Annotated in this window: 19 protein-coding genes; 14 read left to right on the forward strand and 5 right to left on the reverse strand. The window is 34.5% G+C overall.

What is annotated here, in order from left to right; translation table 11 throughout:
* Positions 1–51: 51 nt before the first annotated feature.
* On the reverse strand, positions 52–1,278 hold the full coding sequence (locus tag Q8X41_RS15820; protein ID WP_397537202.1) for an MFS transporter: 1,227 nt from the start codon (positions 1,276–1,278) through the stop codon (positions 52–54).
* A 115-nt stretch (positions 1,279–1,393) separates the two neighbouring features.
* Positions 1,394–2,020, reverse strand: a complete 627-nt coding sequence (locus Q8X41_RS15825; RefSeq protein WP_397537203.1) for a LysE family transporter — start codon at positions 2,018–2,020, stop codon at positions 1,394–1,396.
* A 905-nt stretch (positions 2,021–2,925) separates the two neighbouring features.
* On the opposite strand from Q8X41_RS15825, the gene Q8X41_RS15830 reads away from it, so the two are divergent.
* The 5 genes from Q8X41_RS15830 (at position 2,926) to Q8X41_RS15850 (ending at position 10,777) form a co-directional block, all read left to right on the forward strand.
* A complete protein-coding gene (locus Q8X41_RS15830) occupies positions 2,926–7,506 on the forward strand; it encodes a S8 family serine peptidase (RefSeq protein ID WP_397537204.1) in 4,581 nt (1,526 codons plus the stop codon).
* Positions 7,507–7,573: 67 nt separating this feature from the next.
* On the forward strand, positions 7,574–8,893 hold the full coding sequence (locus Q8X41_RS15835) for an Ig-like domain-containing protein (protein ID WP_397537205.1): 1,320 nt from the start codon (positions 7,574–7,576) through the stop codon (positions 8,891–8,893).
* Between the two features lie 275 nt (positions 8,894–9,168).
* A complete protein-coding gene (locus Q8X41_RS15840) occupies positions 9,169–9,429 on the forward strand; it encodes a hypothetical protein (protein ID WP_397537206.1) in 261 nt (86 codons plus the stop codon).
* 49 nt (positions 9,430–9,478) lie between these two features.
* Positions 9,479–9,673 carry a gamma-type small acid-soluble spore protein gene (locus Q8X41_RS15845; protein WP_397537207.1) on the forward strand — a complete coding sequence of 65 codons (195 nt, stop codon included), beginning with the start codon at positions 9,479–9,481 and terminating at the stop codon, positions 9,671–9,673.
* Between the two features lie 288 nt (positions 9,674–9,961).
* A complete protein-coding gene (locus Q8X41_RS15850; protein WP_397537208.1) occupies positions 9,962–10,777 on the forward strand; it encodes a LysM peptidoglycan-binding domain-containing protein in 816 nt (271 codons plus the stop codon).
* A gap of 275 nt (positions 10,778–11,052) precedes the next feature.
* Here Q8X41_RS15850 and Q8X41_RS15855 read toward each other — a convergent pair whose 3' ends face one another.
* Positions 11,053–12,750 carry a methyl-accepting chemotaxis protein gene (locus tag Q8X41_RS15855; protein ID WP_397537209.1) on the reverse strand — a complete coding sequence of 566 codons (1,698 nt, stop codon included), beginning with the start codon at positions 12,748–12,750 and terminating at the stop codon, positions 11,053–11,055.
* Entirely contained in the window at positions 12,734–14,377 is a 1,644-nt protein-coding gene (locus Q8X41_RS15860; RefSeq protein ID WP_397537210.1) for a pyridoxal phosphate-dependent decarboxylase family protein, read from the reverse strand. The genes Q8X41_RS15855 and Q8X41_RS15860 overlap by 17 nt, the downstream gene beginning before the upstream one ends.
* Positions 14,378–14,677: 300 nt before the next feature.
* On the opposite strand from Q8X41_RS15860, the gene Q8X41_RS15865 reads away from it, so the two are divergent.
* The 4 genes from Q8X41_RS15865 to Q8X41_RS15880 all read left to right on the forward strand — a co-directional run bounded on the left by Q8X41_RS15865 (position 14,678) and on the right by Q8X41_RS15880 (position 18,866).
* Positions 14,678–14,968 carry a hypothetical protein gene (locus Q8X41_RS15865; protein WP_397537211.1) on the forward strand — a complete coding sequence of 97 codons (291 nt, stop codon included), beginning with the start codon at positions 14,678–14,680 and terminating at the stop codon, positions 14,966–14,968.
* A 289-nt stretch (positions 14,969–15,257) separates the two neighbouring features.
* A complete protein-coding gene (locus tag Q8X41_RS15870; protein WP_397540287.1) occupies positions 15,258–15,515 on the forward strand; it encodes a DUF5658 family protein in 258 nt (85 codons plus the stop codon).
* 588 nt (positions 15,516–16,103) lie between these two features.
* The gene (locus Q8X41_RS15875; protein WP_397537212.1) at positions 16,104–16,682 is read left to right on the forward strand and encodes a competence protein ComK; all 579 of its coding nucleotides are present in this window, start codon (positions 16,104–16,106) and stop codon (positions 16,680–16,682) included.
* 819 nt (positions 16,683–17,501) lie between these two features.
* The gene (locus tag Q8X41_RS15880; protein WP_397537213.1) at positions 17,502–18,866 is read left to right on the forward strand and encodes a S41 family peptidase; all 1,365 of its coding nucleotides are present in this window, start codon (positions 17,502–17,504) and stop codon (positions 18,864–18,866) included.
* Positions 18,867–19,145: 279 nt separating this feature from the next.
* Here Q8X41_RS15880 and Q8X41_RS15885 read toward each other — a convergent pair whose 3' ends face one another.
* Positions 19,146–19,532 (reverse strand): PaaI family thioesterase, encoded by a 387-nt coding sequence (locus Q8X41_RS15885; protein ID WP_397540288.1) that lies wholly within the window; start codon positions 19,530–19,532, stop codon positions 19,146–19,148.
* 1,002 nt (positions 19,533–20,534) lie between these two features.
* Here Q8X41_RS15885 and Q8X41_RS15890 point away from each other — a divergent pair.
* The 5 genes from Q8X41_RS15890 to Q8X41_RS15910 all read left to right on the forward strand — a co-directional run bounded on the left by Q8X41_RS15890 (position 20,535) and on the right by Q8X41_RS15910 (position 25,463).
* A complete protein-coding gene (locus Q8X41_RS15890; RefSeq protein WP_397537214.1) occupies positions 20,535–22,271 on the forward strand; it encodes a bifunctional metallophosphatase/5'-nucleotidase in 1,737 nt (578 codons plus the stop codon).
* Between the two features lie 181 nt (positions 22,272–22,452).
* Positions 22,453–23,595, forward strand: a complete 1,143-nt coding sequence (locus Q8X41_RS15895; RefSeq protein WP_397537215.1) for an FIST signal transduction protein — start codon at positions 22,453–22,455, stop codon at positions 23,593–23,595.
* Between the two features lie 2 nt (positions 23,596–23,597).
* Positions 23,598–24,578: a methyl-accepting chemotaxis protein gene (locus Q8X41_RS15900; RefSeq protein WP_397537216.1), complete on the forward strand. Its 981-nt coding sequence runs from the start codon at positions 23,598–23,600 to the stop codon at positions 24,576–24,578.
* A 121-nt stretch (positions 24,579–24,699) separates the two neighbouring features.
* The gene (locus Q8X41_RS15905; RefSeq protein ID WP_397537217.1) at positions 24,700–25,185 is read left to right on the forward strand and encodes a hypothetical protein; all 486 of its coding nucleotides are present in this window, start codon (positions 24,700–24,702) and stop codon (positions 25,183–25,185) included.
* Positions 25,173–25,463 (forward strand): DUF2653 family protein, encoded by a 291-nt coding sequence (locus tag Q8X41_RS15910; protein WP_397537218.1) that lies wholly within the window; start codon positions 25,173–25,175, stop codon positions 25,461–25,463. Before Q8X41_RS15905 ends, Q8X41_RS15910 begins: the two co-directional genes overlap by 13 nt.
* Positions 25,464–25,589 lie beyond the last annotated feature (126 nt).

Genomic DNA, 25,589 nt, shown 5'->3' on the forward strand with positions numbered 1-25,589 from the left:
ACATTTAAAAAGAATCCGTCCCTTCATTTTTTTAGAGATTAGCCTTCATGGTCAGTCACCGATTGATTCGACTTTTATATATTTGAGAACTAAAAATAACAGAATCAGTCCTAACACGCCTGCCACAATATAACTCGTGTTTAGATAATTTTCCATCACGAGTGACATAATAGGAGGGCCAGCTGCAACACCAATATATCTAGCGGAGCTGTAAAAAGAGGTGACTGTACCGCGCTCTTCTTTTTGAATATTTTCTGTAATGATTGCGTCGAGCACTGGAAGGAGTGCCCCTAACGCGATTCCTGCGATACTTGTGACGATCAACAAAAGAGTTAAACTTTCCTTTGAAAATCCGACGAACACAATGCTTGCAGAGACAATGATTAAACAAATAATGATTATTACCTTGATTGTTTTCAAATTCCCTTTAATTTTCCTTCCAGTTACGTACGAAGCGATACACAGCAATAATAAAGGAATTGCTAAAACAAATCCCTTTTTAACTCCTTTTATGTGATGCCCTTTTTCAAGATGCTCAGAAAGGAAAAATAGCATGCCAAATAGTACTAGCATAACGAAAATGCCATTTAGAAATACTACAATTAGCCAACTACCATCTTGTTTGAACGTATTTTTGACCCTTTTCCAAAATTCTTTAAATGCTACAGGAGGCTCTTTTTCTTTTGGTGTTTTTACAAAGAAGAAGATCAAGATAATAGAGATTAAACTAAATGCTGATATAGAGAAAAACGGAAGAAACCATAAAAAGGCGGCAAAAGCTGAACCGAGAATGGGACTTAAAACTTTTCCAAATGTGTTAGATGTTTCGATAATTCCTAGAGTGGCGCTTGTTTTTTCATCGTCACCATTATACAAATCGCCAACGAGTGGTATAACAATGGGCATAGCACCAGCAGCCCCCATACCTTGCAGTATTCTTCCTATAATGATCATTGTATAGGGATTTTCCATTTTCCATGAAGCTAAAGCAGCTATTAATCCACCAATAATCGCGAAAAGTAAACTTGGTAGGATGACTATTTTGCGACCAAAACGGTCAGATAAATAACCAGCTACTGGAATGAGCAGGATGGCTGCCACTGAATAACTGGTAATTATCATACTTGATTGAAATGAAGAGATCCCCACTTTTTTTTCCAAGATGGGGAGAACGGGAATTAGCATAGAATTTCCAAGTGTCATAACAAGAGGAATTGAGGCTAAGCTGGTGATACACCATATACTAACCTTTTCCTCATTTCTATCGGCATTCTCCATAAAAACACCTCTATATATTTTTCAATTAATATAGATATGGTTTCCAAAAGTACTGAATTTATGCTGTGCAAGGTTTATTATATTTTCGGTTAAAATACTTTTACGATGAGGAGAATTAAAATAGCGATTTATATGCTTGTATACCAAAATGAATGCCGAAACCAATCATAGAAATAGAAGATAAAGCAGATACGATGTTTAAAAACTTATAAGATAAAACTTTTCTTGAACCGCTTGATAAAATTGCCATTATAAAATCCACCAATATTATACCCAACAATATAAATAGACTATAAAATGCTATTTCCAATCCACTTAGTCTCCCTGATCCACCTACCAAAACGGAGCCATAGATTCCTAGCCAAAAAAGAATTGTTAAAGGATTTAATAATGCGATAAGGAATCCTGATAGAAGTGAATGTCTGAGACGCAACACTTTTTTAAAATTGGAATCAAGTTTAACTTTGTGCATTGTAAGTAAATTCTCAATCCCCGTATACAATAGAACAAAACAGCCAAAAGACCATAAAATGGTTTTGAAAACTGGATATTCTATGAAACGTCCAATGCCAAAGTACACTAAGAGCATATACGTTAAATCTGTGGCGATCGCTCCAAGACTGAAAAACCAAGCGTGGAAAAACCCGTTTTTAATGCCTAAATTAAGCAAAGTAGCCTTTACTGGCCCAATAGGAGCAGCTAAAGAAACCCCTAAAAAGAAATAGGGAAATAAGGAATGCATAATCGTTTCCTCCGTTTTATAATGTTGTAATATCATATTCCGATGAGACAACCGCTACGACAAAGAAGGAAAAATATTCGTCGCCTTGATCAGAAACAATCGTGAAATTAGTGTTTGTTTGAACAATTAACAGAATATAAGTGTCTTGAAAAATATTGTGCCCCTAATCTATGAGATTAGGGGTTTTTGTATAAAAGTATTTTAAGCATTGGTGGGATATAAAAACTTATGAAGGTTTTATAGAAGTTAGTATCTGATGTTTCATTAAAGATTATGTTGATGAATGGTAACTTAGTTAAGTTTGTTATTTGAATTAATTTCATAATGCAAAGTTTTGATAAAAAACACGAACATTAAATGGATCATTGTTATATGCCATATCAATTAGAAAATTGTCCATGAAGCGGAAGATGGTGACTCCTCGAAAATGCATTCGCATTTTCTTCGTGCGGAGCGAATTCAAGGAAGCACATTCAATGTCCTGCGACGAAGCTAGCGAAGCGATGCAGGAGCACAATGTTTTAGCTTCCGAGGAGGCTCAACGCTCGCTCAGCACGAAAGCGCCATCTGGAGCGGCATACTAGTAAATACAGGGAATGAAATATTATCCGAATTATTGAGTTGCTTATTTAGAAAATATTCATATTTTTTTACTAGAAAAGCATTTATGAAATTGACTCATTTTAATAGTGATTCTTTTGTATAAATTGATAAATTTCTATTGTTACATATTTTATAGTTTAGCTTCTTCTAAGCTCTACAATATTCACAATTTTTTAATAATATCTTAAAAGTTAGCATTTTTTAATAACTACCAAAATAAGATGTTATTAGATTCTTCTATTTATGAGAAAGGAGCGGGAGATTTATTTCACTTAATAATTTTTAAAAAAGGGGAGATACGATTGAAAAATAGTTGGGGATTAAGAAAGAGTGCCATTGCTGGTCTGATTTCATTATTGACCGTATCTAGTCTTCCGTTTAATGCAAATTTTGCAAAAGCGGAAGAAAGCAACGTGTTGGACGAGTTTTCAAAAATGAAAGAAGCAACAGAGAAAATTAGTGAAGCTACAAAGGATTTTAAAGATAGTGACAAAGTGAGAGTAATTGTTGAGTTGAAGGGAGAACCAGCGATTACTTACTCTACCAAGCAAGGAGTTAGATTCAAAGACTTAAAAGAGTCTAAAAAAGATGAATTGATATCAAAAGTAGAAAAGCAACAAGATGAATTTATATCAGATGTAAAAGACGAAGATATTAGTTTTAAAGTTGAAAATCAATTTACTACAGTGGTTAACGGGGTCAGCGGGGAAGTAAAATATGGGGATATTGAGGATCTTGAAAAGCTAGATAACGTAAAAGACGTCAGTATCGTTAATGAGTATGAAAGGCCCACAGAAAAACCTGAAATGCTATCAAGTAAAGAATTGGTCGAAGCCATGCAAACATGGAATGCTGGCTATGATGGCGAAGGGATGGTTGTAGGGGTCATAGATACGGGTATCGATGATACTCATAAAGATATGGTTTTGGATAAGAATAAGAAAATAAAATTAAGTAAGGATAAAGTTGGTACTCTTGTAAAAGACGCTAATCTTTCTGGTAGATTTTACTCTGATAAAGTTCCATATGGCTACAACTATGCAGATAAAAATAGCGAAATACTTGATCTTGGTCCAGATGCTTCAATGCACGGAATGCACGTAGCAGGTACGGTTGGTGCAAATGGCGATGAAACAGATGGCAAAGGGATTAAAGGGGTCGCTCCCAATGCACAATTATTGGCGTTAAAAGTATTTGGTAATGACCAGGCAATGCCATCAACATTCGGTGATATTTATATTAAAGCAATAGATGATGGGATTATCCTTGGAGCAGATGTAATGAATATGAGTTTAGGATCAACTGCTGGTTTCGTTGATTCGACTAGTTTAGAGCAACAGGCGATTGATCGTGCGGTTAATAATGGTGTGTTAATGTCTATTTCTGCAGGTAACTCAGCTCAATATGGAGCGAATTATGGAAATCCATTAGCTACAAATCCAGATATCGGACTTGTAGGTTCTCCTGGCCTTTCTACAAATTCATTGTCGGTTGCATCTATTGAAAATTCGAAAATTACTCTTGACCAACTAAATATGAAGATTGGTAATGAAACACTTCCAGTTGCATATAAAACGCAATCTTCTCCATTACCTTTAGAAGTATTTGGAAAAGATACTGAAAAAGATGTTGTTTATGTTGGTGATGGTAGCCCTGCAGAATATAAGGATAAAAATGTAAAAGGGAAAGTAGTTTTTGCAGTTCGAAATGCGAGTAATCCGAACTATACAGAAATCCAAAAACAAGCTGAAGCAGCAGGAGCAGCAGGTGTCATTATCAAAGGTACTGCCGCACATGGAGATTATGTAAGTATGGCTCTAACTAATCCTACGATTCCATTAGTTTCGTTAGGGGTATCTGATGGTACTATGTTAGAAACAAAGATTAAAGCAGCAGGTGGAGTAGGTAAAGTAAATTTCACAGGTAAAATGACTACTGTGGTGAATGGCTCTGCAGGGAAAATTTCATCATTTAGCTCTTGGGGGGTTACACCAAGCCTTGAGATGAAACCTGAAATTACGGCTCCGGGTGGACAAATTTATTCGACATTAAATGATGATAAATATGGTGTTATGAGTGGTACCTCCATGGCAGCACCACACGTATCAGGTGGCTCAGCTCTAGTACTAGAGAAAGTTCAAGAAGCATTCCCGAATTTGACAGGAGCAGACAAAGTAAAACGCGCAAAAACATTATTGATGAATACAGCTAAAATTGTAACCGATTCTACGAATAATAATCTTCCTTATTCTCCACGTCAACAAGGTGCTGGTTTGATGCAACTGAATGCAGCCGTTACTACTCCTGTTTATGTTGAAGCAGAAGGTACACATGAAGGAAAAATTGAACTAAAAGAAATAAAAGATGATATGTTTTATATGACAGTTAAAGCAACTAATTTTGGTAAAGAAAATGTTTCTTATAAAGTTGATGCATCTGTCTTAACTGATGCGACTTCTGGTTCAGAAACGGCAGCAGTAAATGCTTTAAAAGAACAAATAGTTAAAGACGCCAAGATAACAATAGATAAGAAAAATATCACTATATTCCCAGGCAAAACTCAAGATATTACCGTTCAAGTCGATCTTTCAAAAGCAAAAGCTGCATTAGAAGCAATCCAAAAGAATGGATACTTCGTAGAAGGTTTCATCACCCTTACAAATGATTCTCAAGATGTAGCGTATCCAAATCTTTCTGTTCCTTATTTAGGTTTTAAAGGAGATTGGAACAAACCACCTGTTCTAGATGCAACAAAATATGATACAGGTTCTTATTATAACGTTTCTGGAATGGTGGATGATGAAGGATATTACCTTGGATACAATCCATTCAAAAAGACTTACAGTAAAGATAAAATCGCTATTTCACCAAATGGTGACGGTTTAAATGAAACTGTAACGCCGGTGTTGTCCTTCTTACGAAATAGTAAAACAGTTGAATACGCAATTACAGATGCTAGTGGTAAGGTATTACGAAAACTCCGTACGGACAAAGAACAGCGTAAAACTTATCATAATGGAAAAAGCAATGGCTCTATCTATTCATACAAACCTTTTTACACAGAATGGGATGGATATTTGAATAACAAGAAGGCTGCTGATGGTACGTACTATTACCAAGTAAAAACGCAAGTCGATCTTGCTGGTAAAGACAATCAAGTAACGAAGTTCCCAATTATCGTTGATAATACAGCACCTGTTGTTTCAAGCATAGCATATAGTAAGAAGACGGGGATTCTATCATTCAATGCAACAGATGAAAAGGGTAGTGGATTGCAATTTATTGAAGTTTATGCAAATGGGAAATTATTAGGTAATTTACAACCTAGCACACAAAGTAATTATAGAGTGAATGTTGGAAAATTGGCAGATAAGACAAGCATCCAAGTAATTGCTTATGACTACGCATATAACCACGGTGGATTAACGACATCAAGCCCTGGAGATACTACGATTCCATATATTGTGTCTGATACACCTGAAGCTCTAGGAGTTTACGATACACGTGACATCCCTGTTACTGGTTATGTAACTGATGGTTCAGAAGTAGATTACTTGAAAATAAAAGGCGATAAACTAACTAATAAAACAAATGATGTCAAATTAGTATATAACCCTGTAACAAAACAATATGATTTTGCTACCATGATTAAATTTACAGAAGATGGTGTCCATGATATTTACTTTGAAGGTGCTGATAAAGTTGGCAATAAAATTGAATTCAGAAGACAAATCATCATTGATACAGAAGGGCCGACATTGTCAGTAAGTGGTCTGCCAGACAATAATTTTGTAGCGATGGAAAGCTCAGAAGTTAAAGAGCCAGAGAAAGATGATGATGCAACAAAAGACAATGAAGTAGTTGTAAATGATGATTCAATCCAAGATGCTGAATCAGCTGAAAAAATAGACACTACAGTCAAATCTAAATCTGAAGTTGTTGGAAATGAAGAATCGGCACCTATTACACAAGTTGCGGACCCTGTAGAAAGCAAAAAGTCAACAGATCCAGAAGTAACTGTTACAGTAAGCGACAACTTTGATGACCTACGCTTATTAGTAAATGGCAGTGAAGAATATACGACCGATTTTAAAGAGCCATATGTAATGAGAAAAACAACTCATGAACAAAAAGTCCAACTAAATTTAGAGAAAGGGATAAATGAAGTTGTATTCCAAGTAACCGACCTTGCTGGGCATATTACGAAAAAGACTATTAATATTTATAAAGATGTTCAAGAACCTAATCCATTTGTTACTTCATTAGAAATCTCAAATGAAAGTAATGTAACAGTAGATAACCCTGCTGTAATTACTGCATCAGCTTCTAAATCCATTGACTGGGAAGCAAAGGTTGTTGGTCCAAGTGGAAAAGTAACGAATCTCGAAGGTGATAAAGGTACAACATATGAAGGTACATTTACACCTGATAAACTAGCAGAAAGCGGAAAGTACCAATTAATCATCGGTGCTAAGGATAGTGATGATTCTGAAAAACAGATTTCATATTTCAATGTTTCAAATTATCCAGTTACTGTGGATACTGAAAAAACATTAGTAACTGATGAATTAGGTAATGTAGAGAGTTCATTTGCAAAAGATCGCGTAGTTAGCATTAGAACTATTGTTAAAAACTTAGGAGCAGCTACATTAAATACTAAAGCTGTTTTCCAAGTGAAAGATAAAGATGGTGCAGTCGTTTACTTCCAAGAAAATAATGCTAGCGACGTTATTGGCAAAGCGAAAAATCGTTTCAAATTAGATATCCCGCTAGATTCATTTGAAAGTGGCGAATATACTGTTGAGTTGTTTGTCTTAGATACTAATGATCAACCAATCCCACTCGCAGAATCAAGCAAAATAGCAACATTTACAGTGAAATAAATAAATGAAAGAAGAGAGGACATTCGTTGTGGTCTCTCTCTTCTTTATCAAGATGGGAGTGAATGTCGTGAAAAAAAACTTAATCATCGCCTTAATTGCTGTACTTGTGTTCTTGAGTGCTATTTCGCCAGCTAGTGCAGATAGTAATGTAAAAGTTACTGTAGAAACTGACGCAGGAAAATATGTTGTAGGTAAAATAATTAAGGTTTCAGGAACTGTGCTAAAAGGAAACGATTCGGGAAAAGGTACTACCCCATTGCTTGAAGTAAAGGATGCTGATAATAAAACAGTTCAGTATTATCAATGGAAGGATTCCGAAATCGATGCAAATGGTAATATTTCAACAACCATTAATACGAAAAATTACACTAATGGGGTTTATTCAATAAACATTTCGGCAAAGGATGCACAATCTGCTTCAGTATCTGTTGAGTTAGAGGGCGGCTCAGACAAACCAAAGCCAAAACCAGACCCAACACCAGAGCCGAAGCCAGATCCGAAACCAGATCCAAAGCCAGAGCCAAAACCAGACCCGAACCCAGATCCAAAACCAACACCAACACCAGACCCAACACCAACACCTGGTCCAACGCCAGATCCAACAACTCCTGTGAAACCAAGCCCAATACCAGATCCAACTGTGACTCCAAATGCTCCAAAAGTAAACACTGTGACATCAGAAAGCTTGAAAATTACAGGTACTGCTGATGTAGGGGTGAAAATAAGAATAACAGACAAACAGTATTTCATTAAAGAAACTGTTGCCAAATCTGATGGTACATTTTCTATAACACTCAGTGAAAAACTAAAAACAGGAACAATTCTTTACGCAATAGCAAAGGCTGGAGATCATGAGAGTAAGGAAACCAAAATTATTGTTACAGATCAAACAGCACCAGCAAAACCAGTTGCCAAACAAGTTAGTGACAAAGACAAAAAAGTAACTGGAACAGCAGAAGCTGGATCAAAAGTCAGCATCAAAGTAGGAACAAAAACAATTGGCTCAGTAATTGCAGACAAAACAGGGAATTTCTCAGTAGCAATTGCTAGTCAAAAATCAGGTACAATTCTATCTGTAACAGCAGAAGATGAAGCAGGAAATATCAGTCAAGCCGCTAAGGTTACAGTAGTAGATAAAACAGCACCAAAAGCTCCTTTAGTAAATAAAGTGAAAACAACTTCAACTAAAGTAACGGGAAAAGCTGAAGTAGGCGCTAAAGTCTATGTAAAAGTGGGCAAAACTGTTATTGGCTCAGGTACCGTAAGCAAAAAAGGAACCTTCTCAGTAACTATTAAAAAACAAAAAGCAAATACCAAGCTATCTGTATATGCAAAAGATAAAGCAGGAAACATTGGGAAAGCTAGCATAATTCCGGTTATGAAATAAGTTATCAAAAAAACCTAATCTCCAAAAGATTAGGTTTTTTGATTTAGAATCAGTTCATACATTACTTCTCTGAAAAAGATTATTACTCAGTCACATTCAAATTGAATCTTCATTAATACTCTGGAAAAGTAATGTACACCTTGCATCAAATAAAATGAAATTCAAAAAAGTTTTTTTAACCACTAGTCATGATGTTTCAAGTGATAGTAGTTGGATATCCTATAGAAGTCTAAGTGAAACAAAATCATTGGAACATATTGAGGTGTAAATGAACGATGAAAGAATTCAAGGTTACTTATTTTTTTGATCAAGAACATTATGTCAGACGTTTTATCTTTGTTGAATCGCAAGAATCAGCGGAAAAACTTATTCAGAGTGAACGTGACCAATATATTTCGTTTACAGATAATAGAGGGATTTACCATGAATTGAATACCAGTAATGTTCGGGTTATTCAAATTTCTGAATATCACAGAGTAGACAAAAGTAAAAAAACAAAAGAAGATACTTACGATCAAAATAATTTTTACTCATAATTTTACGCGTTGCGGAAATAGTAAGGGGTACAGAAATGGAGGTGTTCAGTTGAGCAATTATAAGCGTGATGGATTTACAGTAGCAGGGACGGATATTGATGAAGTAAAACGAAAAAATGCCGAATCAGGCATGTCCTACAATGAAGTTAAAGCAATGCTTGCAAAAACGAACTTACAAGATACAGCCATTTATAGCGATACAAATGCCCCAAAAATACAAACTGAAAATAAACTTAAAATGTAAAAAGTATGTTAACACCATTTGGAAAGCATTTCATAAAAGAAAATGCAAAAGATTCGTTTCCAAATGTAATCAACGAATCTTTTGTTATTTTTCTTCAAAATATTCGTATTGCAAGATGTGAAATTGATAACATTATAAGATTGTGATAATAAAAATAGCAAATAAGTATTATTTATTGTAATATAATCTCTCATTTTGTAATATTATTTTGATATTACTATAACAAGTTTGTTACATAACTCTTCTATAATAGATTCTATTAGTAATAGACAAAGGGAGTTAAGAAAATTGAAAAAAACCATCATCTCAGCAATGGCATTAAGCTCGATTATGCTATTCTCAACAATTAGTGAAGAAACAACTGCATCAGCAGCTACTACTACATATACAGTAAAAAAAGGCGATACATTATCAAGCATAGGCGCCAGATATCATATTTCATATAAAACTCTAATGAGTTGGAATAATTTAAAATCAACAAATATTAAAGCTGGACAAAAATTAAAAGTTAAAAAGAGCTCATCAACTAGCTCTAGTAAGAAAAGTTCTTCTACCTCAACTTCTACATACACAGTAAAAAAAGGTGATACTTTATCTGGAATCGCTAAGAAATATGGTGTATCGTACAAGACACTTATGAGCTGGAATAATTTAAAATCAACAAACATTAGAGCTGGACAAAAGTTAAAAGTTAAAGGATCTACAAAAAAAGTAAGCGATAGTGTTGCGCCAATATCTGGCGATACGAAACTAGAAAAAGCTGTATCAATCGCATTAGCTCAACAAGGTGTACCATATGTATTCGGTGGAGCATCAACAAGCGGATTCGATTGTAGTGGACTTGTATACTATGCATATAAAAATGCTGGGCTTGCTTCTTACCGTACAACAGCAGCTGGTTTCTACTCTATCTCAACAGCAACTAGTTCACCTAAAGTAGGAGATTTAGTATTTTTCAAAAATACATATAAATCTGGTATTTCTCATATCGGACTTTACATGGGGAACGGAAAATTTGTTAGTGCAAGTGGTACAAAAGTACAAGTAAGTTCAGTGAATGAATCATACTGGAGCAACCATTTTGCAGGATATAGACATTTATAATCGGTGACTGACACAGACAATTTTATATATTTTGATTAATCAATACCATCTGATTCGATGAATCAGGTGGTATTTTTTATGGAAGGTGTGGTTAGTTGTACTGAAGACTTCCCAAAACATCTGACATAGAACTAAAAGGAATAGTTATTCTGCTGAGACCTTGGATAAAAAGTCAAAAGAAAAATGCCAAGACCCAAATCAAGGTCTTGACACTTTAGTGAAATAAGTATTCTAGTGTTAAATTTAACTCCATATACTACAATTTCGGTATTTATTTATATTGAAAATTTGTTAACAGATGTTCGAAGTTCTTCTGCCATGGCTGCTAGGTTATTTGAAGAAGCGGTGATTTCTTCCATGCTAGCAGTTTGTTCTTCAGAAGCGGCAGCAACATTTTGAATGCTACTAGAATTTTGAACAACGATTACGCTGACTTCTTCCATTGATTCTGCAATGTTGCTAACGCCACTATTCATAGCTTCAATGGCATTACTTACTTGCGTCATTTGAGAAGTTAGATTGGACACAGATGTATAAATTGCATTAAATGCATCACCTGCTTCATCAAAAGCATCGGCACTTACTTGTAGATTTTCATAACTAGTAGACATAGAATCAACAGCATTTGTCGATTCAGCTTTGATTGAATCAATCCGGTTACTAATATCGTTTGCGGCAATTCTTGACTGATCCGCAAGCTTTCTTACTTCCTCTGCAACGACAGCGAATCCTTTACCATGTTCACCAGCACGTGCAGCTTCTATCGAGGCATTAAGTGCAAGCAGGTTTGTTTGATCTGCAATTTCAGTGATTAATGAAACAATTTGGCCAATTTCTTTTGAGTAATTGTTTAAACGATTCACGACTTCAGAAGTTGTATGAATCATGTCAGTTGTTATATTCATTTTTTCTACAGCGTTTTGAATAATATCTTTACCATTTTCAGCTGTTTTGGTTGTATCAATCGCTTTTGTACTAACTTGTTCTACGTAGTTAGTTACGTCATTCATCTTTTTCGAAATAGTATTGACGTTATCGCCGATTTCTTCAACAGCGTCGGTTTGCTTGTCAGAACCAGCTGCCACTTCTTGCATAGATACTGTAACTTGTTCAATAGAAGCGCTTGTTTGTTCTGATCCCGCAGATAATTCCTCAGATGTAGCCGCTACTTGCTCAGCATTTGAACTAATTTGTGAAATGATGGTTCTTAAATCATCTACCATATGATAAACGCCAAAGGATAATTGGGCGATTTCGTCTTTACCTTTAATCTCAAATCGCTTAGCTGCTAAGTTACCTTTTGCGACTTCATCCACATAGTTGTTGACAGCAAGGACAGGCTTAATAATTTGTTTACTTATGATGTAAGCTAGTATTGCACCTACAACAATGAACAATAATGCTAAACCTACTGAAACCCATATTACTTGTGTTTGAATTTGCGAAATAAATGAAGCATCCATATCTAATCCAAAAATGATATCAGTCCCTTTAAAAGGGATGAATATAGATTTATGAACACCGTATTTATCTTTATAAATATCACTATACATGACTTTTCCTTGATCAATTGCTTGATTCATTTTAGGGTCAAATTTATAAGCGCCATTATGATTGTCTGTACCACTTAACGCTACAATATGTTCTTGCCCATTAGAACGGGAAAGAACGTAGGCATTTTGAATGTTTTGCTGTTTTTTTGCTATATTTAACGTATTTAAAAGAGTTTTATATTGTGTTTGATCATTATTATCAGCATTCGTAACAAGTGAAGTATCTATATGCCCCATTACTTCATTTGAAACGAGGTGTAATTTATCTTCAAAAAGACTCATTACCTTATATTGGATAATATTGTTACAAGTATAATAAAGTATAGAACCGAATATTGTTGAAATTATCGCAATCGGAATGATAAAAGATAGAATATACTTAAATAACATTGAATGTCTATTTTTAGAGAGAAACTTCAAGGGCTGAACCCTCCAATTCTTCAATTGAGTGTAGAAGTGACTCAATCATTGCAGGAATATGTTCTACTTCAGTATAAGGTGAAATGGAGAAGAATTTTGCTACCCCAACTGGAATACGGTCTGTGCTGTCAGATGCATCAACAGTACAAATACGTGTTGTGTCTCCAAAGAACACGTCATCACGGTGTTTACCTAATACTTCAAATAAAGATGAATTTAATGCATTTATTTTTTCAATTTCAGAAACTGAATAAGTACCTGCTTGTTCTGAATCCCAATTATAACCATTAGGGTATAGACGGAATGCAGTAATTGGCCCGATATTAGTTGGATTAACCACTTGAAGGGATGGTATTTTATCTGCTAATTGGTGATGGAATGCTAGATTTACTCGAACATAATTCGCTAATATTTCTTGGTAGCCAGTTTTTCCAAATGCCATTAAAGCAGCATATATTGCAATTGAACTACCCATTCGAGAGCATTCTAATGTATAGCCTGTGTGATATGAACCATATCCACGGTTACCTACATATGGAGTATCAAAATCTTCTAAATCTAGAAGACCAAGTGCACTACCTTCTTTTAATAGGAATAGACTTGTTAAGTATGGAGTTTGACCGAGTTTTTGGAAGTCAAAGCATAAGGAATCAGCCATATATAGGTATTGCATACGTGAACGGATGACCATTAAGCTTTCAAGAACTTCATCTTCAAATTGCAGTGGGTTTTTGGCGAAATCATAATCATTAAAGAATGCATAAAATCCGCCTAAAGCTGAATCAGCGTGAATATGAATTGGTTTCAAGTTATGACGATTTTCTAAGGCAGTTGTAATTTCTTTAATCTCTTTAATATTGTCAATTGCAAAACTATCTGTAGCCCCAGTTGTTGCAACAATATATACTGGAATACCACCTTTTTCGATGACCTCAGATAAACGTTTTTGTAAATCATCCATATCCATTGAATGATCTTTACCGGCTTTAACTCGGATTAAATGGTTGCTCCCAATACCTACTGCTTCAATTGATTTTAATAAACTATAATGCGCATTTTCAGATGCGAAACAGTAAAGGTTATTTGGCACACCTTCTTCTTTCGCATGTGGGAATTGTTTTGCAATAGCTACGCGAAGTCCACTGAATACAGCACCTTGACCACCCCAAGTTGTATAACCGAAGCTCTTAGTATAATCATATCCCACCAATTTAGACATCATAGAAATGACTTTTACTTCAGATTCTGTAGCTGCAGGTCCGTAAACATCCCATAAGTTATTACCATTTAAAAGAGAATTAACAAATAGACCTAAAATACCTGGAATACTTGCCATAGGTAATACGTTTGTTACAAAGTTATGAGTATGGAATGGGTGACCTTTCATTAAGTCCGTTAATGAATTCACGACTGTATCTAATCCCGTACCATTAGTAGGAACACCATGTTCTTCCATCAATTCTTGATAAAAGTTAGCTGAGCGTTCCTGCATTGGACCAAGTGTCGTTTTAGATGGATCTTTTAATGTGTCCATTGTAGTTAAAATTTTCTCAAGATAACCTACTAGTTGCTCTCTCTGTTTTCCATTGCCATCTTCGCTTTGGAATAGTTGTTTAATATTATTCAATTTAAAAACACCTTTCGTAGTTCTAAAAACTTATAGTTATTTTTATTAATGTAGTTCGTTGTACATAAATAGTATAAGAAAAAACAAGTATAAAATCCATGTGATTTAAAATTAAAATAATTCCGAAAATTATATTAAAAAAGGTTCGTGTTGATAAAGCCTTCTACTTAGTAGCCGCGACCTTTTGTCATTAGGTGAAAATTGTGGTAGTTGTTGTTTTCATATATCCAAGGCAAAGCCCAATCTATAATATTCCTTTTACATATACTACAAAGAATTTCGGAAAAGGAGAGGAAGTAGATGGTTCAACCTTTTAGAGGACAGGGCGGCGGTTTTGGTAGACAGATGTTCCCAATGCAAAGGTTTCCGATGCAAAGGTTTCCAGAGCAACGGTTTCCATTTCGAGAAGAACGAGAAGAACGTTTTCCAAGATTTGAAGAACGAGAAGAACGTTTTAGAGGATTTAATCAATTTAATCCATGGTGGGGGCCGGGACCGTGGAACCCATGGTGGCAATGGAACCCATGGTGGCAATGGAACCAATGGAATTCATGGAGCCCATGGAACCCATGGAACCCATGGATGCGATAAAATAGGATAACTTTCGCCAAAATAATTATGACAATAAACTACAATCAAATCTAATAACAAAAAGGTATCCATAAAGTCATTCAAAATTGACTATTATGAGATACCTTTTTTATTAGTTTTTATTGAGCGAAAGGCGAATTTCTAAGTATTTAGTATATATTCAGCCCTTTTTCCGTAGACTTAGTTAACTATAATTGAAATGAAGGGTTTGATAAATCTGGAAGGTAAAATTTCGTTCAACTCAAACATTAATTTTTCAACAATCGGAACATGCTTGCTATTATTATGTATGTCTGATGCACTCTTTACTGACATAGGCATCAGAAATCATCTTATTACAGAGGCAAATCCATTGATGAATTGGGTATATGAGAATAGTATTTTATTGTTCTATGCACTAAAAATTTCAATGCCTATTTTATTAATTGGAATTTTGAGAAACATTCAACCCTCTCTGTTAATTAGAAGTCTAGTGATCGGAGTAACAGCTATATATTTTGCAATCCTATTTACGCATATTTGGTGGATTGCGATTGCCGTTTTATGACGGACAAAACCAACTAAAGAAAAATAAATTAAACTGTCTAAGATAGAGTAATACATTTGTAAACCAATTTGATCATTGCTACAGCTGGTTATTATCGGAAATTTTCCACGCTAAATTTGTTGAATCAGCGTGGATTTTTTTTATGGAAAAGAATTTTTGAAATTAACTTATAAAGAAAATGTATGCAGGAAAATTACTATTTTAGTCCATGGTATTTATACTGTGCGTAGAGTTGAATTACGAAAAAAATAAATGCTATAAATACAGTGAAAATATCTATAAATGTTTATTTAAAGGGATTTATTATAAAAAAACGCAAACTAAAAATGTTAAAAATTGAAAATAAAGAATTATTTGACAATTGGAAAATATGGATATAAAATGATATAAATGGATTATATAAATATGACAAAAGTTCTTATTTTTATAGTAATCTGTTAATGGGAAAATGGAAGTAGGTGACTGTTGTGGACTATAAAATGCTTCGGATTGTGGACTAAACTCGAGAAAACCTCTACAAATATATTAGCTTTAAGTTCGTATACTATTTTTGATCATATAGACTAATTATAAATGGAGGGTTACATAATGTTAGAAGAAATTTATACAGTAAGTGACAATACAATGGCATTTCTCCCAGATTTCGATGGTGTTGGTGGTTTTAAAACTACTATACTTGAAGTGGATGATTTAAAAGAATGTCATTTGAATCCTGTTGAACTTCTAGATCAAAATTTACGCTTTTTTGGATCTAGTTTAAGAGGTGCAAGTGAAGGAACTCGTTATATTCTTGGAGAAGTTAATATGTATCCAGTAATTATGAATCTGAAACATCAACTTGTTTGGTTTCCGACAAGATCTCCAAAAAAGAATGATTGTGTTTGGCTAGCACTTAATCATATTAAAAGTTACAAGCGCAATAAAAACCAAAGTACTAAGATCATTTTTACAAATGGTTCTTCACTAAATATTGAGGTTAGCTTTAGTTCCTTTGAAATGCGAATGAATCGCGCTTATGCTTTGAAATTCCGACTAGAATATCGCTCAAGTTTTATGTTAATACCCCCAAGTGTCCAAAGAAATTTTCTTAAATACGAAATCATTAAAGAAGCGAATGATATAAATTATCAAATACATAGCAAGGATGAGGATTCACTAGATAATTAATTTTGCTATGTACTATAATTATGCGATGCCCTTAATGACGAATAGAATTAGGGGCATTTATAGTTCATCCAGAATTAAAAGAATATGTTAGATCATATCATCCATTATTTTTTGTTTACATAGTTCGATTTAACTTTATATAAAAATTCAAAACTTACATCATTTATATTCATCTGAATCAATTTCATAAATTCATTTTCGGTTTTTCAATTATTTAATGATATCCAACTTTGTTCATTGCAACGCTTTCGACGGCGATTCCTCGAAAATGCATTCGCATTTCCTTCGTGTAAATTCGCATTCATAGTCCTACGGGAAAAGCTAGAGATGAAAGCCACGAAGGAACGTAGGAGGGCATTAGAAAAGTAAAAATGGATTCAAATTTATGATGAAGATTTGGTATAGCTATCTTCGTTGAAGTGGAATTAGCGGAGACTCCTGTGGGAAAACGAGCTAGACAAGACCCCGGAGCGAGATTTTCTCTGCGACGAAGCTAGCGAAGCGATGCAGGAGCACAAGCGAGGAGGCTCGTCAGTTCGCCCACGGAAAGCGGAGCTAATTCCACTTCATTCAATAGCTGATATACACTATTAATATTTGTATTACTACACTTTTTCAGTGTCATCGAACGTAGTGACGAGGAGATTGAAACCAAGCTTGCAGATAGCGCCGTCTGTAGTGGAAGATCCAAATTTGATTAGGGAAAAGTTAATGTGTTGAAATGTTCGTATTTAATAGTTTATATGAATTTTGCAATATGAAATTGAATCATTTAAAGGTACAATAGTTTGTAAAAATATTATCAGAATGAGGGATTCTATGAAAAAACTCCGAATCTTTTTAGCTAGTGTAATGGCTATGATGCTCTTCTTTACTTCTTCATTTGCATATGCAGCAGAGCCATTAAATGAGGTGAAAAGTATAGTAAAAGAGCATTATTACCCAAAAGTACCAACCGATGCATTGAATAGTAAAACGATTGAAGATTTGATGAAGCATTTAGATCCCTATTCCATTTATATGACAAAAGATGAGTATCAATCTTTCATGAATTCTATAAACATGGAGTTGGTTGGAATAGGAGTTACCACCCTAGAAAATAAAAAAGGGCTTAAAATCACATCGATTATTAAGGGGAGTCCTGCGTCAAAAAGTGGATTAAAAGTAGGAGATATTATTACAAAAATTGATGGGAAAAGTATTGCGGGGAAGTCTGCTGAATCAACGCTATCACTATTAATTGGGAAAGAAAATACAACAGTAAATCTAACAATCTACAGATCTTCGACGAATACAACACTTGATAAAGAATTAACGCGTAAAGTGATTTCCTTACCAAATGTAGAAAAGGAAAAACTTGCAGGGAAGATTGGTTTTATTCGCTTAAATAGTTTTTCAGAAGGCAGCGCAAAAGAAATTCAGGATGCAATCAAATCAATGCCAGGAATGAAAGACTGGATTTTCGACCTTCGTAGTAATGGAGGTGGCTATGTAGGTTCTGCACAAGAAGTAATTGGTCTTTTTCCAACTGCTAAACACGCATTTTTATATAAATTAAAAGGCACTAAAATGTATGGGGTCGATGCCATAAAGCAAAAAGTGCAATGGAATGCACCTGTATCTATTTTAACAGATAAGTATACAGCCAGTGCTTCTGAGATGACGGCAGCTGCTGCGAAGGATCTAAAACTAGCGAAAATTTACGGTCAAACTACATTTGGTAAAGGTGTTATGCAAGAACCGATAGAATTAAGCGATGGCAGTTTTTTAAAGCTAACAATTGCTGAATTCTTTGGACCTAAAAATTATAAAATTAACCAAAAAGGCATCAAGCCCGATGTGCCAACAGCAATCGGTAAAGAAGTTGAAAAGAGCCATAGCGACTTTTTACTAAAGCAGTTGAAGAACTATAACAAACTAACTCCCATTGAAAATGGGTCAGCTTCAAAATCAATTAGTTTAAAAGTTAGCAAAAATCTATCCTGGAATACAATGAAAAATGCGAATGTTTACTTATGGCAAATAGGTGGCGTATCACGGAAAATTTCGCTGAAACTAGCATCTGGTAAAAAACTCATCATCACACCAAGCAAACAGCTAAAATCAGGAACGAAATATTACTTAGTAGTACAACCGAAAACGAAAAACAAAAAAGGTGCATACAGTAAAGTAACCATCAAATAATGAAAAGTGACTCATTATGATTGACAAAGGGATTAATAGAATCTTGTTAATTTAGATGAGTCACTTTTTTGTTTTGAACTTTAAAGTTAATACAAAAAATGCCTACAAGTCTAAGTGTAGACTTAATAGGCACTGCTAATATTAATTTCCTCTTCTTCATCGATTGTTTCATCAAAATACTCCTTAAATCCTCGTAATTTCCTCTACTATATCTAAAATTAAAATGTAATAGGGTATAAGGGAGTTAAGTAGGTAAAAGTATATTTTATCCTATTGGAATTAGTTAGATCCTTTAAACGTGGCAGTTGCAAAGCCTACAAGCTCTTGATTTTCGTCGTATAATCGACCTTCTAAAATCACTGTTGAACGGGTATGTGAGATGACACGACCTAAAGCTTGGATACGGCCTTCAGTAATTGGTTTTAAAAATCGAGTCTCCATTTGCATTGTAACGACTTTATCAAAGCCAAGTGTATGAGTTGCAATCCCCATAACTGTGTCGAGTGCTGCCATAAATACACCACCATGTAGGGTTCCTACGACATTTGTTAAATCATCATGGAAATTAAAAGCAATTTCAGCAATACCGTCTTCAGCATGACCATATTCAAAACCAAGAGTTTGCCAGAAAGCACTTTCTTCAAAACGTTGTTGTACTGTTTTCATCGTTGTCAAAATATCTCCTCCAGTACTATAACTATATCTTTTTATGGCTTAATAGAAAAGATACATTATAAAAGTAACTTGAACATTATTTTACCTAATTTATTTGATTTATCTTGTACGACATTGGTGTCGATTCACAATAGGTAGTTATTAGTAGACACCATCCATTAGGCACTGAAGAAGTAAAAATAGATGTAAATTTATGATAAAAATAATGGAAATCTATTATAGTTATCTTCGTTGAAGTGGAATTAGCGGAGACTCCTTCAAAATGCGTATTTTCTTCGTGCAATGTTCATTCAGTGAAGTTCATTCAATGAAGTTCATTCAATGTCCTGTGGGAAAACGAGCTAGACGAGACTCCGGAGCACAGTGAGGAGGCTTTTTTTGTTTGTCTGCAGGTTGGAGCGGTTCTCTTCCCGCACCTGATAATATCAACTTTGTTCGTCAATTTTGAATAAATCTATGAATAATCTAGGTTCTATATTTTTTTAATCTTATATTTGTATATATTTTAGTCAATTTCGTAATTCGAAGTTTTGATATAAAACACGAACACTAAATGAGGGAATTGTTTGTGCTATATCTATTAGAATATTGTCTAGTAGCGGAAGATGGCGACTCCTGCGGGAAAGCGAGACAGTTGAGACCCCGCAGGGAACGAAGTGAGCGAGGAGGCTCAACGCTCGCCCGCGGAAAGCGCCATCTGTAGCGGCATATTAAACAAATAGTATATTTGAAGTATAATCCGAATTATTGGATTGTACATTTAGATAATATGCGTGTTTTTTGCCTAGAAAAGCATTTATGAAATTAATTCATTTACATGATTTAAGATATAGTAAAAAAACGCTTTCAAAACTATGAAAGAATGAAATTATACCATGTATAATAGTAAGAGTGATTATATTACATTATTTTTCATTTTATGCATTGAATTGTAAGACGTCAGACCGTAGAATATTTAGAGTATCGAATCTTATTATTTGGGAGAGTGTTAATGTGTTCAAAAAGAAATTAGTTGCTACTTTAGGCGCAGCAGCATTACTAATGGTACCAGTATCGGGGTATGCAAAGACAACTACGTCAAAGGTAGAAACAACTGTTCCAGTTCAATTACTAGCAATCAATGATTTACATGGTAATATCGGTGAATCGTTTAAAGCAACAGATGGCACGCCAATCGGTGGAGCAGCCTCTCTTGCTTATAACTTTGAACAAGAGAAAGCAGCATTTGCGAAAAAGAACAAATTAAAATCTACTACTACAAACACTTTAAGTATTCAAGCAGGTGATCTAGTAGGTGGTAGTCCATCTTATTCAAGCTTATTACAAGATGAACCAACTATGAATGTAGCAAATGCGATGAATTTCCAAGTAGGTGCACTAGGAAATCACGAATTTGATGAGGGTATTGAAGAATTCCAACGTATTTTAAAAGGGCAAGCTCCAACAACTGCAACACAAAACTATGATTTAGTGAAAGATTATAAACAAAATAAGAGTGATATGGAAGTCCTTTCAGCTAATATTGTTGATAAAAAAACTAAGAAACTATTACCCGGTTTCAAGCCTTACACAGTGAAAAAAGTAAATGGCGTAAAAGTAGGCTTTATCGGTGTCGTAACTCCAGATATTAAAACAGTTGTTTTATCTAAATATGTCGAAAATATTGATGTAACAGATCCAGCAAATGCTATTGCAAAATACGATAAAGCTCTACGTAAGGAAGGTGTCAATGCTATTGTAGTTATTGCACATTCTGGTGCTTATAACACCAATGCAGACACATCAATTGAAACGCAAGGACAAGACAAAGTTGCCGGACAATCAGTTGATATGCTAAAAGAACTTGAAAAAATTGATCCAAATCACTCAGTAGACGTAGTATTTGGTGGTCATGATCATAACTTTGCAAATGGCGTATATAAGAACACACGTATAGTTGAAGCAAAATCATTTGGTAAAGCATATTCAGTAGTTGAAGGTACATTAAGCAAAAAAACAAAAGACTTTACAAAAACACCTTCGGCTGAAGTGAAATATAACTATAAGAAGACTGATGAAGAGATTAATAGTAACAAAGTTTCTAAATCAGTTAACAACATTGTAAACACAGCAAAAGATTTAGTAAAAGCAACTACAGATAAACCAATTGCAACTGCAGCATTCGAATCCATTTCAAAAGATCGTGCTGCATATCCTTTAGGTGGATCACCAGTAGGAAACCTTGTAACAGATGCACAACTATATGATGCAAACACAAATGGCTACAAAGCTGATTTTGCTATGACAAATTCAGGTGGTATTCGTGCAGATTTAACAACAGTAAAAGATGGCGACAAAAACGTTATCACATGGGGTAAAGCACAAGCCGTTCAACCATTTGGTAACTACTTAAAAGTTGTAACAATGACAGGTGCTAACATTAAAGAAGCAATCAATCAACAATTCACTGGTGGTTACGGTTTAGAAGTATCAGGCTTACATTACACTTACAATGCAAAAGGTGTTGTCGATGTATTTGTTGGAAATACAGAAGAAAAAATTGATCCAGCTAAAAGCTATAATGTAGTTATTAATGATTTCATCGCTGGTGGTGGAGATAACTTCCCGGCATTTAAAACAGGTACGAATGAACAAATTATCGAAATTGACACAGATGCCTTCATTAATTATTTATCAAGTGTAAAACATGTTGAAGAATCAAAAGATGTTCGTAATGTGAAAGTCGACTAATTCGTTAGTAAAATATTGAGAGACTCTTAAGTAGGTTAAGAGTCTCTCTTTTTTTATGTAAAAATATGAAAAAAGTCACTGAAATTGCCGATAATTAGGGTATAATAGGTAATTGTAAAAATAAATATATTCTAATATTTATGAATTTTTAGAGCCTAACTGACTGATAGGAGAATGAAAATTGGATACGATACGAACTTATGCAAGTAATAATCATGATATTAAAGTAGCAATTCGGGACATAACAGGTCAACTACATCCTACACCAGAACTTGTTATCTTTTTTTCAAGTACAGTTTATTCATTTGAAGAGGTTTCAAAATTATTTAATGATCACTATCCTTCTGCTCAAGTTGTAGGATTGACAACCACTGGAGAAATTGGCCCTAAGGGATTTCAAGAGTTTGGACTTTCAGCTATTAGTTTTTCAAAAGACTTTGGACATGTAAGAGCCATCTTAATGAACGATATTGGAAAGTATCCTGTATTTGCACGGCAACAACTAAAAACAGCGGCACAAGGGGTAGGAATTCAAACCTCAAGTAAGCATCCTGAAAAGGAAGGAATTGGACTCGTTTTTCCAACTGGATTAATAGGTGCAGAAGAAAAAATGTTATCTATAGTAAATTCCATTTTCGATGAGGATGGTTTTCCGTTTTTTGGTGGAACAGCAGGAGACGATGCAAAATTTGAAGCTACTTATGTAAGTGTAAATAACGATATTTCAAGTGTGGGTGGCGTTGTTATTTTCATGAAACCCGCATTGGGATTCAGTGTGATTAAGGAAAATATTTTCACAAGTACAGGAAAGAAGATGAAAATCACAAAGGTAGATACAGAATCACGTATTGTTTATGAAATGGATGGACAACGTGCAGCCACAGTTTACGCAAAGAAACTTGGTGTACGAGAAGCTGATTTACCTAATTATTTTATGTCCAATCCAATTGGCCGACGTTTCAATGATGAAATTTTCATCGCATCCCCATTCCAAGTCATGACAGATGGGGCCATCCAATTTTATTGCCAAGTATTTTTGGATTCTATAGTAGAAATTTTAGAACCAATGGATCCTGTCAAAACATTAGAACACACATTACAACAATTGACTTCTCAATTTTCAAAATTAGAAGGTGTACTAGCATGTAACTGTATTTTGCGAAAGCTACAATTTCAAAATCAGCAGTTGTTCCCAGCGCTAAATCGACAACTTGAACAATTACCTAATTTAAGTGGATTCTGTAGTTATGGTGAACAAATAAATAAATCATTAATCAATCAAACACTCGTATTATTAGGTTTTGGAGAAAAGGGAGGAAGATAGCTATGTTCGAAAAACTATTTAAGCATCCGGTAGATGAAGTGGAAGTTGCAAAGGAAATTGAGGGATTAACAACTAACGAGAAAGAAAAAGTGATTTCTGGTCTTGAAGATTTAATAGGTTTATTAAAAAAATCAAATGAAAAAAACGCAAAAGGCGATAGTGTATTTATCGAAAGAATTACAGAAATAAAGAACGCCTTAGAAGATGAACGACAATCAATACTTGCATCTAATGATAATCTCCAAAAAATTGTTACAGAAACAGAAAATATACATTCCATTACAACTGCTGTTGAGGAACAAGGAGAAAAGAATATTCAACTTGTTGTTGAGGGCAACCAGAACATGGACAAACTGGATCAGCAAATGGATTATGTCAAGAATGTCTTTGAAGGTTTCGAAGTGTCTATTGAAGATGTGCAAAAAGAAACGAATGCTATTACTCAAATTACGAAAATGATTGGAGATATTGCGGACCAAACGAACTTGCTGGCATTAAATGCATCAATCGAAGCAGCAAGAGCAGGTGAGCATGGAAAAGGATTTTCTGTAGTCGCACAAGAAGTTCGTAAACTTGCTGAGCAAAGTAAAAGCGCGCTTGTTGATATCAATAAAAAAGTGCAAGAAATCACACATAAGGTTGAACTTCTAGCTAAAGATATTAGAGAAAAATCTGAAGATGTTGCTAAAACACAAGAAATGACACGTTTTACAAGTGAATTCTTTGAAAAAATTTCTGCATCTGAAAGTGAATTGTTTAATAGCATGTCGAGTATTAATCTTGCAACAGATGCAGCGATGAATGAAATTGTAGCATTCCGTCAAGAATTAGAATCCATTGCAGAAACCTCTTCAGGCTCTATAGAGAAGATTGATGAATTGTATTCCTTTGCTCAAGATAAATTCTTTTTATCTACAGAGATGACCTCTTTTATCTCACAATCTAATGACCTAGTAAAAGCACTAAAAAATAAAAAGCTATAAATAATGTTGCAAAAAGAATAAATTAAAGTAGCCCTTGCGTTTCATTTTATTAATCTTAGATGTAATGATAAGATAATAGTAAGTTAAAAAATCATACAATTATTAACGGAGGTTATTTTAATTGAAAAAACTTGCAGCAGCTTTATTTGCAGCAACACTTGCTTTCTCGACTGTTGGTCCAGTTGTAATGGATAGTCATCATGGTACAATAACTGCAGAAGCCAAAGGGTATAAATCAGGAAAACGTGGATTCAATTCAAACGGAAGTTCAAATAATAATTCAATGTTCAATAATAAATCAAATACAAATAGCAACACACAAGATAACAAAAACTCAAGCTTCAACAATAAATCAACAAATAACAAAACAAATACAACAAATCCGACAACGAAAAAAGGCGGATTCCTTAAAGGGATGATGGTCGGCGGATTAGCAGGTATGCTATTTGGCGGTATGTTAGGTCATATGGGTGCCATGGGTAATTTATTTGGTTTACTTATCAATGTCATTGCAATCTTAGCATTAATCATGATCGTAATGAAGGTCTTCCAAATGTTCAAACGCAACAAGAGAAGAGATGAGGAACGCAACACATGGAGACAATAATTATATCAGAAGATAATTTGATAAACGCTCTATGCGTGTACCATGCTCGTCAAATTAATGTAATGCCTGAAAACGTTGAAATTGAACTAAATTTCGATGACGATGAGGGATACTTTGCAGAAGCTTATTACAATGGTCGAAAAGACATTTATCGAGTTGCGAATATGTTAGCGGCAATTCGCATATTCCTACAGGAAGAAATGAATGTTGATCCATATGCAGCAAGCATCCACTTAGAAATTGATGATGAACAGGGCATGATTGCAATAGTTGAATAATAAATTAAGCCATCCAAATAGGGTGGCTTTTTTGTTGAATGATAATTATTCATTCAACTTCAAAATGCTATATAGGATAGTTTCCACTAATATAATAGTAGAAACTCATATGAATAAACAAAGAAT

The organism is Rummeliibacillus pycnus (assembly GCF_044359855.1).
GTDB lineage: Bacteria > Bacillota > Bacilli > Bacillales_A > Planococcaceae > Rummeliibacillus > Rummeliibacillus pycnus_A.